Origin of the sequence: Massilia sp. AB1 (assembly GCF_018119385.1) — a bacterium.
Taxonomy (GTDB): domain Bacteria; phylum Pseudomonadota; class Gammaproteobacteria; order Burkholderiales; family Burkholderiaceae_D; genus Telluria.
The window spans coordinates 1-10,886 of record NZ_JAGKSG010000021.1 but is presented as its reverse complement, the minus strand read 5'-3'; the positions used below and the strand labels follow the sequence as shown (position 1 = coordinate 10,886).

Annotated in this window: 6 protein-coding genes; all 6 read right to left on the bottom strand. The window is 71.3% G+C overall.

Going from position 1 to position 10,886, the window contains the following annotated elements; all coding sequences use genetic code 11:
• Positions 1-4 precede the first annotated feature (4 nt).
• Entirely contained in the window at positions 5-880 is an 876-nt protein-coding gene (locus J8847_RS13535; protein ID WP_229429784.1) for an HDOD domain-containing protein, read from the bottom strand.
• Entirely contained in the window at positions 877-1,194 is a 318-nt protein-coding gene (locus J8847_RS13530) for a hypothetical protein (protein ID WP_211525239.1), read from the bottom strand. The genes J8847_RS13535 and J8847_RS13530 overlap by 4 nt, the downstream gene beginning before the upstream one ends.
• Positions 1,191-4,814, bottom strand: coding sequence for an EAL domain-containing protein (locus J8847_RS13525; protein WP_211525238.1), 3,624 nt, complete (start codon positions 4,812-4,814; stop codon positions 1,191-1,193). Before J8847_RS13525 ends, J8847_RS13530 begins: the two co-directional genes overlap by 4 nt.
• Positions 4,811-7,966 carry an EAL domain-containing protein gene (locus tag J8847_RS13520; RefSeq protein ID WP_211525237.1) on the bottom strand — a complete coding sequence of 1,052 codons (3,156 nt, stop codon included), beginning with the start codon at positions 7,964-7,966 and terminating at the stop codon, positions 4,811-4,813. The genes J8847_RS13525 and J8847_RS13520 overlap by 4 nt, the downstream gene beginning before the upstream one ends.
• 38 nt (positions 7,967-8,004) lie before the next feature.
• Positions 8,005-9,060, bottom strand: coding sequence for a chemotaxis protein CheB (locus J8847_RS13515; RefSeq protein WP_211525236.1), 1,056 nt, complete (start codon positions 9,058-9,060; stop codon positions 8,005-8,007).
• Positions 9,061-9,106: 46 nt separating this feature from the next.
• The coding region (locus J8847_RS13510) for a response regulator (protein WP_211525235.1) at positions 9,107-10,886 on the bottom strand (1,780 nt) is incomplete at its 5' end.

Sequence of the window (10,886 nt, the reverse complement as noted above, 5' to 3'; positions counted from 1 at the left end):
GCCTTCACTCCTTGCCCGGCCGTGCGGCCAGGACCTGGCAGGTTTCTTCGAATTGGGCCTCGGTTTCCGCGAACACCGCACGCAGCGCCGCGTCGTCCAGGCGCAGGCTGTCCCAGGCGCCCTGCACCAGCACGGGCACCTGGTCGTCTTCCTGGTCGGCCAGGTCGAGGCCGTGGGCGATCACGTTGGCCACGTGGACCACCGCCGGAAGCTCGCCTTCGTCCTGGTGCATCGGCTGGTGGTGGTTGGCGATCGCGCGGCAGATCGGCTCCGGGATCTTCCAGTGCTGGCCCAGGGCGCGCCCCACCTGGGCGTGGTCGATGCCCAGCACCTCGCGCTCGGCCAGCAGCAGCTCGCAGTCGCGCAGGGCGCGCCGCGCCAGCACTTCGGCGTAATGCTCGGGAAAGCGCGTCACCAGCACCAGGCGCCCGAGGTCGTGCAGCAGGCCCGCGACAAAGCCTAGCTCCGGGTTGGTGCGGGCATGGCGCGCCAGCGCCCGCGCGCACAGGGCGGTGCCGATGGCGTGGCGCCAGAAACCGTCGTAGTCGAAGCCCTTCTCGCGCCCCGCCTCGAAGCCCCCGATCACGCCGGCGCCCACCACCAGCGCGCGCACGCTGTCGAAGCCGAGCACCTGGATCGCCTGGCCGATGGTGCGCACCCTGGACTGCAATCCATAGAAAGAAGAATTCGCCAGGCGCAGGGTCTTGGCCGCCAGCGCCTGGTCGTGCGCGATCTTGTCGGCCAGCTGGCCCAGCTCGACGTCGGGATCGTCGAAACTGGCCAGCAGTTCGCTGACCACCAGCGGCAAGGCCGGCAAGTCCTTCAGGCGCGCGACCGCCTGTTCCAGACTCAGCTGATAATTGCCCATCGCATCGCTCATAGCGCCTCCAGGCGGTAGGCCAGCAGGCGTTCGCGCAGCTCGCCGGCCGGCGCGCCCTGCTGGTGGCGGAACAGGTGGGTCAGGCGCGCTTCCAGGCGCGCGCGCTCCGCCTCCAGGCCGGGGCCGCCCTCGTCCGCATCCACCAGCACCCGCAGGCGCTGGACCCCGCGCCGTTCCAGCGCCGCCAGCATGCTCGCGCTCAGGATGCTGCCTCGCTGCAACAACACGGTGCCCTGGCGGTCGACCAGGTCGCGCGCCAGCTCCATGCCCGCCTGCGCCTCGTCCAGCCGTATGTCCTTCGATGAGCTACTCAACGCACTCCCCCTGCGGCTAGCGGTGTAAATGTGAGCAAGGTGCCGCGCGAACGGGTGCCCCGTCCCATGCTGTGCACCTCGACGGCAAAGGCGCGTTCGCCGCGCCTGAACGCCATGGGCGCCGCGGGCGCGCCCTCGCCGCGGCCTTCCAGCTCGGCCAGCACGTCCGGGATCACCTCCGCCGCGTCGCTTCCCAATAGGGTATCGCCACCGCCAAGCATCTGGCGCGCGCTCGCGTTCGCATAGGCGATCTGCTGCTCCTCGTCCAGCGCCAGGATCGCCAGCGGCACCCGCTGCAAGGCCTCGCGCACGATGTCGAGCGAAATGCCGTCACGCCGGATCTGCTCGCGCTGCTGCTGCAGCAAGTCCTCGAGCTGGCGGTTGGCCCCGGCCAGCTCCAGGTTGGCGCTACGCAATTCCAGGCCCAGGCGGCGGTTCTCGTCGACCATTTCCTTGTGGCGGAAGGCTTCCTCGATATGGCCGCGCAGCTGGGTGTCGTCCCAGGGCTTGGTCAGGAACTTGTAGATCGCGCCCTCGTTCACGGCGTCGGTCACGGATTGCAGCTCGGTAAAGCCGGACAATACGATGCGCACCGTGTCCGGGTGCGACTGCTTCACCACGCGCAGGAATTCCACCCCGGTCATGCCCGGCATGCGCTGGTCCGAGACGATCACGTCCACCTCCTCGCGCTCCAGCAGGGCCAGGCCCTCCTGCCCGCTGGGCGCGGTCAGGATGCGGCAGCCGGTCCCGCGCATCTGGCGCTTCAGGGCGGTCAGGATGTTCGGCTCGTCGTCCACCAGCAGCAGGGTGCGCTCGCGCTTGTGCAGGCGCAGCACATTCCTGGGGAGGGCGGTCCCGGCGGCCAGCAGCGCGCCGGCCGCCTCGGACCCGAGCGGCTCCGACAGCAGCGCCCCGCTCACCTCGTCGCACATATTGCGCGCCAGGACTTCGGCCTGGGCGGCGCTGTCGACGCCTTCGGCCAGCACGCGGATGCCCAGGCTGTGCGCCATCGAAATGATAGCGTCCGGAATCGCCTCGGCCGCGAAGCTCACGTCCACGTCCTGCACCAGCGAGCGGTCGATCTGGATCACGTCGATCGGATGGCGGCGCAGGTCGGCCAGGGTGGTGTGGCCGTTGCCGAAGCGGTCGACCGCCAGCCGCACTCCGAGGGCGCGCAGGCTGTCGAGCACCGGCTGGGTCTGTGCAGCATCGCCGGCCAGCACGCTCTCGGCCAGTTCCAGGCGCAGGCAGCGCGCCGGCAAGCCCGTGTCGGCCAGCACCTCGTCCACCATGGCCAGCAGGCCCGAATCCCTCACCTGGCGCATGCCCACGCCCAGGGCCAGCACCAACTCGCCATGGCCGGCATCCTGCCAGGCGCGCACCTGAGCGGCCGCCTGTGCCAGGGCCCAGGCGCCCAGGGCGATGCTGGCCCCGCTCTCCTCGGCGATCGGCTGAAAGGCTTCCGGGGCGACGAGGCCCAGCTCCGGGTGGCGCCAGCGCAGCTTGGCCTGCACCCCGGTGACGCGGCCGCTGGCCATGTCGGCCCACGGCTGGTACAGCAGGTCGAACTCGCCGCGCTCGCGGGCGCCGCGCAGGGCGCGCTCGAGTTCCAGGCGCTGGTGGGCGGCGTCGTTCATGGCCGCCTGGAAGAACTGGAAGTTGCCCGGACCGCGGCGCTTGGCGGCATGGGCGGCGCGGTCGGCGCAGTCGATCAGGACATCGGGATCGTTGCCGTCGGCCGGGTAACGGGCGATGCCGATGCAGCAAGACACTTCCAGCTCCTGCCCGTCCACCCTCACCGGCTGGGCGATGGTCTTCATGATGCGTTCCAGCGCAGGGCCGCCCAGCGGCAGGCCGGTGCGTTCGGGCAGGAGCAGGACGAACTCGTCGCCGCCCAGGCAGGCCACCGTGTCGCCCTCGCGCACGGTGTCGCGCAGGCGGTCGGCGACCGCGCACAGATAGCTGTTGGCCGCCTTGTGCCCGATGCTGTCGTTGAGGGGCTTGAAGCGGTCGATGTCGATGAACAGCAGCGACACCGCCTGGCGGCCGCGCGCCGCGACCGCGATCTCCTCCTCCAGGCGGCGGCGCAGCAGCTTGCGGTTGGGCAGACCGGTCAGCGTGTCGTGGGTGGCCTGGTACTCCAGCTCGCCCTCGAAGCGCCGCTTCTCGGTGACGTCGTGCTGGACGATGACGAAATGCTCCACCTTGCCGTCCGCTCCGGTGCAGGGCGAGACCACCAGTTCGCACCACAGCTGGGTGCCGTCCTTGCGATAGGTCCGGACCAGGACCTTGCCGCCGCGCCGCTCGCGCGCCAGGGCCGCGCCTTCGCGCACGCCGCGCTGCCTGGGTTCCTGCGCCCACAGCAGCGCGCCGCTGCGCCCGATCACTTCCTCGGCGCGGTAGCCGTTGAGGCGTTCGAACGCGGGGTTCACGTACTCGATCGGAAAGTCGGGGTCCTCGGCGCGCGCGATGATGATGCTGTCGACGCAGGCGTCGATGGCCTGCTGGCGCAGCCGCAGGCTGGCATTGGCTTCGGTCAGCTCGGCCGTGCGCTGGTCCACCATGGCGCGCACGCTGTGGTTGCGCTGGGACAGCATGTTGGCATAGGCGGCCGCGCCGAGGCTGGCCAGCAGGCCGCCGGCCAGCACCAGCAAGGAGCCCAGGTGGTCGCGCAGCAGCGCGGGCGGCGGCGGGCTGATCACCATGTGCCAGGGCTGGCCGGCGACGGTCAGGGTGCGCGCCAGCGGCGGCGCCTGCTCGCCGTCCAGCAGCGAGGCCGTCATGGACGGCGCCTGGCCTTCGTGCACGAACACCAGTTCGTTGGGGTCCGCGCGCCCGGCCGCGTACAGGCGGATCGCGCCTGCCGCGCGCGGCTGTCCGGCCGGGACGTCCAGCACCCGGCGCTTGAGGGCCAGCGAAGTGAAGCCGACCGTGGTGTAGCCCAGCACCTGCCCGCACGGGCCGGCGCCGGACAGCAGCGCCGTGCCTTCCTGGTACACCGGCATCAGGAGCACGAAGCCGCTCTGCTGGGCGCCGCCCATCAGGAGCCGGAACTGGCGCGTCATGGCGGCCTCGCCGCTGGCGCAGGCGCGCCGCGCCGCATCGGCGATCTCGGGCCGGGTGGCGGCGTCCAGGCCGAGCGCCTGCTCGTTGCCGCGCTGCGGCGCCAGGTACTCGACCACCTGGTAGAAGGGCCGGTGCGCAGCGGGCGCCTGGCCGTCGGCGCCGATCTCGCTCAGGCGGAAGCCGGGGAACTCCTGGCGCCGCGCCGCCTCGAACGCGGCGCGTTCGGCGTCCGGCACCACCAGCTGCCAGCCGATCAATTCGATCTGCGGATGGCGCACGAGCATCGGGGCGGTGAAGGCGTCGAACTGGCGGCGGGTCACCGGCTGCATGGTGGTGAACACCCGGGTGACCGTACCCAGCACGTCGACCGCGCTGTCGAGCTCCGCGCGCAGGGCGCCGACGCGCTCGAGCGCGCCGCGCTCGAAGGCCGCGCGCTGGTTCTCCTCTTCGTAGGCATGCACCGCGGAATACAGCAGGCCGGTCAGGAGCAGGCCGGCCAGCAGGGCCAGGAAGGTCGGCGCCGGAGCGATCCGGCGCCAGGTGCGACTGTTCATGGTTGTCCGGCGCCGCGCGCCGCCCGTTTACGTTCGTGCTCGGCGAAGGCCTCGCGCAGCGCCTCGTCGAGTTCCTCTTCGTCCCAGGGCTTGGTCAGGAACTTGAAGATGGCGCCATGGTTGACCGCGTCCGTCACCGATTGCAAGTCGGTGTAGCCCGACAATACCACGCGCGTGACCTCCGGGTACATATGGCGTACGCGCGACAGGAAGGCCGGGCCGTCCATGCCGCCCATGCGCTGGTCGCACAGGATGACCCCGACCTCGGTGGTGGCCAGGATCTCGAAGGCGTCCGCCGCATTCGGAGCCGACAGTACCACATAGCCCTTGTGGCGCAGCGCGCGCCGCACCGCCGCCTGCAGGTTGGCTTCGCTATCCACGTACAGCAGGGTGCGGGCATACGGCGCCCGCTCCAGGAAGCCCAGTTCGAGCGAGGCCCGGTCGCGCAGCAGCGCTTCGCAGGCTTCGGCGGGCACCGGGCGGCTGAACAGATAGCCTTGCATCTCGTCGCAGCCGTTGTCGGCAAGCAAAGAAAGCTGGCCCTGGCTTTCCACCCCTTCCGCGATCACCGTCAGGCGCAGGCCATGGCCCATGGCGATGACGGCGCGCGAGATCGACAGGTCGTCCGGATCGGACACGATGTCGCGCACGAAGGACTGGTCGAGCTTCAGCTTGTCGACCGGGAAACGTTTCAGGTAATTCAGGTTGGAGTAGCCGGTGCCGAAGTCGTCGATCGCCAGGCGCACGCCCATGTCCTTGAGCTGGCGCAGGATGCCGAAGGACTTCTGCGGGTCCTTCATCGAGGCGCTTTCGGTCAGCTCCAGTTCCAGCAAGCGCGGCTCCAGCCCGGTTTCCTCGAGAATCCGCTTGACCGTGGCCGGGATATGCTCGGAGAACTGGCGCGCCGACAGGTTGACCGAGACCGGCACCACATCCAGGCCGGCATCCTGCCAGGCACGGCACTGCTGGCAGGCGCGGCGCAGCACCCATTCGCCCAGCGGCAGGATCAGGCCGGTTTCTTCGGCCAGGTCGATGAACACGGCCGGCGAGACCATGCCGCGCTCCGGGTGGCGCCAGCGCACCAGGGCCTCGACCCCGATGATGGCGCCGCTCTTGAGGTCCACCTGCGGCTGGTAGTGGAGCAGGAATTCCTCGCGCTCGATGGCGCGCCGCAGCGCGTTCTCGAGCCGGAAGCGGGCGTCCGCGCCCTCGTTGAATTCGGGCCGGAAGAAGGTGTAGCGCTCGCCCCCGGCATCGACCCGGCCGAGCGCGTTCTCGGCGCCTTGCGCCAGGGTTTCGTAGGTGTCGCCGTCGTTCGGGCAGACCGCGATGCCGATGCGCGGATCGAGGTGCAGCTCCTCGCCTTCCCACGAGAACGGCCGCCCCAGGCACTCGATGACCTGGCGCGCCAGCACCGCGAGCTCGTCGACCGAGGCGCGCCGCGCCGCCATCGCGAAGGTGCCTTCCGCGTAGCGCGCCACGGTGTCGCCGGCCGACAGCGAGGAAAGGCGCCGCGCCGCGTCCGCCAGCAGCGCGCGCTCGACCCGGTCCCCCAGGGTCTGGCGCACCAGGGCAAGGCGGTCCAGGCCGATCACCAGGAAGCCCATCAGCTCCTGCCCGGCCCTGGCGGCCTCCTGCAGCTGCGCCATGCGGTCGCCCAGCAGCGCACGGTTCGGCAGCCCGGTCAGGGAATCGTAGTTGCTCAGGTAGCGCAGGCGGTCTTCCACGCCGCGCAATTCGGTAACGTCCATGCCGGTGCTGAGCACCCCTTCGATTTCGCCGGCGGCGTTGCGGATCAGGGCGTTGGACCAGATCACCGAACGCACCTGGCCGCCGCGGGTCAGCCAGTCGCCCTGGATCTGGCGCGGCATCTCTTCCAGCGGCAGGTCGTGCCAGAACCGCCGCACAGCATTGCTCTCGCCGCGCAGGGCAAACACATCCCACACAGGCTGGCCGAGCGCCTCGCCCGGCTTCAGCCCGAAGGTCTCTTCGCAGGAACGGTTGATCAGGCTGATGCCGCCGTCCGGCGCGCACAGCACCACCAGGGCGCCGGTGGTGTCCATCACGGTGGACAGCAGGTTGCGTTCGCTCTGCAGGGCCTCGGTGCGCTCGCGCACCAGCGCTTCCGAGTTGGCGTACAGGTGGGCGCGTTCCATCGCGATCGCGATCTGGTTGCCGACCGTGCCCAGCACCTGCATGTCCTCGGCGCTCAACGCTTCGGGAGTCGTCGCCAGGTGCAGCAGGCCGAGCTGGCGCCCGCCCGCGCTCAGGGGCACGCAGGCGTGCATGCCGCCCATGGCTTCGCATTCGTGGCGCAGTTCCGGTCCGCGCAGCGCGCCCGACAGCAGCATGCGCGCGCAGCCGCAGTCGAGCGCCGCTCCGACCCGCATCGGCGCGTCGTCGTCGCTGACCGCGGCGACGCGCAGCACGCCGTCGTCCAGCAGGGCCAGGCAGCCGCCCGCCACGCCGGGGAAATCGAGGGCCCGCTCGAGCGCGCTGGCGGCCACCGCGCCTTCGGTGAGCGCCGGGTTGAGCGCCTCGGCGATCTTGTACAGGCCTTCCAGCGACTGGTAGGAGCGCGCGATGCGCTGCTGCTGCTGCTTGAGCTCCTCCGTCATCTGGATCGCTTCCTCGTAGGTCGAGATCAGGAGGTCGAAGATCTGCTGGCGTTCGGCGGTGATGAAATGGGTCTGCCCGCCCAGGTTGATCTGCATCCCGAGCTGGACCCGCTCGTTGCTGCGCAGGGCGCGGTTGGCGAGGATGAAGCGGATGCGGCTCAGCAGGTAGCGGGCGTCGAAGGGCTTGCGGATGAAGTTGTCGGCGCCGCTGTCCAGACCGCGGATCACGTCGTACAGGCTGGTGAGCGAAGTCAGCAGGATGACGGGGATGTCCTGCAGGCGCGGGTCCTGCTTGATCTCGCGGCACAGGGTGAAGCCGTCCATCTCCGGCATCTGGATGTCGCTCACGATCATGGTCGGGGCGCGCAGGCGGGCCGCGGCCAGGCCTTCCGCGCCGTTGCCGGCCACCCTGACCTGGTAGCCGCCCTCGCTCGTGAGCAGATGGGCCAGGTGCTCGGCCTGGGTCGTGCTGTCCTCGACGATCAGGATCTCCACCAGCCGGGCCGGGATCGGCCTGTAGTCGTTATTGTTCATGGCTCGCTCGTGCATTTCGCTATGCGCTAGTTTCATTGTCAAAATCCCAGGACGGACAGGCCGCTGCCCGGGTTGTGGGCGATCGCATGGATCGCCTTGCCGATCCGGACCGGATCGAGCACCAGGGTGGCGGCGTCCAGCCGCACCGCCTCGCCCGGCATGCCGTACACCGCGCTGCTGTCGCGGTTCTGGACGATGGTCACCGCGCCGTCCTCGCGCAGCTGTTTCAGTTCCACGGCCCCGTCCTTGCCCATCCCGGTCAGCAGCACCGCGATGCTGGCCGGCCGCAGCGCGGGGACGATCGAGCGGAACAGGCAGGAGACCGCCGGACGCATTCCGTGTTCCGGCGCCGCCAGCGACAGCTGGGCGCGCAGCGTCGGCGACACCCCCAGGTGGTAGCCGTCGGGCGCCAGGTAGGCCGTGCCGGACGCGAAGGCTTCGTCGTGCAGGGGAATGCGCACCGGGAAGCCGCTGGCGGCGCCCAGCCATTCGGCCAGGCCCGCCGTAAAGCCGGCCGCCATGTGCTGCACGATCACCACGGGCAGCGGAAACCGCGCGCCCAGCTGGGCCAGGATGTCGCGCAGCACCGCCGGTCCGCCGGTCGAGGCGCCCATCACCGCCAGCCGGTAGCCCGGCTGGGAAGGCTTCCTGGCGGGCTGGCGCGCCGGCCGGCCGCCGTTCCAGCGCCGCACCACCCGCACCTCGGCCATCGACTTCACCGTGCGCAGCAGCGCCCGGGCGCTGGCCGCGTGCTCGGGATGGGCCAGGCCATAGGGACGGCGCACCAGCACCAGGGCGCCGGCCTCGATGGCGCGGAAGCTGGCGCCGACTTCTTCCGGGTTCTCGCTGCCGCTGACCACCACCACCGGCGCCGGGCAGGACTCCATGATCCGGCGCGTGGCTTCGTAGCCGTCCATGTTCGGCATGTGCAGGTCCATGGTGATCACGTCCGGGCGCAGCCGCATCGCCATCGCCACGCCCTCCTCGCCGTCGGCGGCGCAGCCGACCACCTCGAGCGCGGGATCGCCGCCCAGGATGTAGTTCAGCAGCTCGCGCACCGAAGGCGAATCGTCGACCACCAGGACACGAATCATGGGTTGCTCCTCCGCAGTGCGTTCCGCAGTTCGTTCCGCAGTTCGTTCATGTCATCCTCGCCAGCAGGGCGAGCAGCTGGTCCTGGTCGAAGCTGCCCTTGGTGAGATAGGCGTCGGCGCCGGCGTGCAGCCCGCGTTCGCGTTCGGCCGGGGTCTGGAGCGAGGTCACCAGGATCACCGGCAGGTCCGCGGTGCGCGGATCCTGGCGGATGCTGGCGGTCAGGCCGAGGCCGTCCAGGTGCGGCATCTCGACATCGGACACCACGGCGTCGTAGCTTCCCTGGCGCAAGCGCGACAGGGCCTCCAGGCCGTCGGCGGCTTCGTCGACCCGGTAGCCGGCGTCCTCCAGAATGTGCTTGAGCAGCAGGCGCGACGTAATCGAGTCCTCGGCCACCAGCACGTGCCGCCGGCCCGGCCCCGCCCCGTCCTGTCCACCTTCTTCCTGCGCCGCCCCGGCTGGCGCGGGCGCGCCCTGGGCCAGTGCCGCCACATCGTCCAGCGCGAGCACCGGGACCAGGCTGCCGTCGCCGAGCTGGGTGGCGCCGCTGAAGCAGCGCACCCGCTGCAGCAGCGGGCCGAGGGCGCGCGGCAGCACGTCCTGTTCCGACAGGATCGCGTCCACCAGCAGCGCGAAGCGGCCGTAGCGCGCGCCGGCCAGCAAGGCCACGCCGGCCGCCCTGGCGGTCTCGGGCTGCGGCGCGCCGCACAGGCTCCCCAGGCGCACAAGGGGCAGCACGCGGCCGTCCACCGCCAGGGTCTCGCGCCCCTCCACCGTCTTGACGGCGCCGGCCGGGACCGCGCGCACCGCGTCCAGCGCGTCCAGCGGCGCGGCGAAGCGGCGCCCGGCCACCTCCACCACCAGGGCGCGCAGGCTGGCCAGGCTGACCGGCAGCAGCAGCTCGAAGGCGCAGCCCAGGCCGGGGCGGCTCTCGATGGTCACGGTGCCGCCCAGCGCCGCCACCTTGTCGGCCACCACCGCCAGCCCGACGCCCCGTCCCGACACCGGCGTCACCTCGATCCGGGTCGATACCCCCGCGCGCAGCGCCAGGGCCAGGCGCGCCGCCTCGTCGAGCTGCTGCACGTCCTCGGCCAGCCCGGCGCGCGCGGCGGCCCGCACCAGGCCGCCCGTGTCCATGCCGGCGCCGTCGTCCTCGACCCGCACCAGCACATGGCGCGCGTCCGGCTGGCTGGCGGCCACCCGCACCAGGCCCGCCGCGCGCTTGCCGGCGGCGCGCCGCTGCTCCGGCGCCTCGATGCCGTGGTCGACGGCGTTGGTGACCAGATGGATCAGTACCTCGCGCAGCACGGCCAGCACGCGCCGGTCGACCTGGATCGCGGCGCCGCCGGTCTCGAACACGACTTCACGCTCCCGGCTGCGCGCCAGCTTGCGCACCAGCGAAGGCAGTTCGCCGAGGGCGCTGCCGAAGGGTTCCAGGGCCGTTTCCAGCACCGCCCCCATCAGGCGCTTGCGCGTGATCGCCAGCCCCGCGCAGCTGGCGCTCAGGGTCTGGGCCAGGCGCTCGCAGCGCAGCTGTGCTTCCGAGGCGGCGCCCAGTTCGCGCGCGAGCTGGCGCAATTCGCCGGCCTGGTGCATCAGGGCGAGCTCCGAGGCCAGCAGCGCTTCGGCCTCGGTGCGGATGGCGTCGATCTGGGCCGCGCGGACCCGTACCATCGCCAGCTCGGATTCATTCCTTGGCAGCGCGGGCGCGTCCTGGGGTGCACCCGCCACCTCGTGCGGATCGGAAGCATCGTCGACCTCCGGGGCCCCGGCTGCGGGCGCGGTGTTGGACTGCGGTTCGGATGCAAGCCCGGCCGGGGCTTGGGGA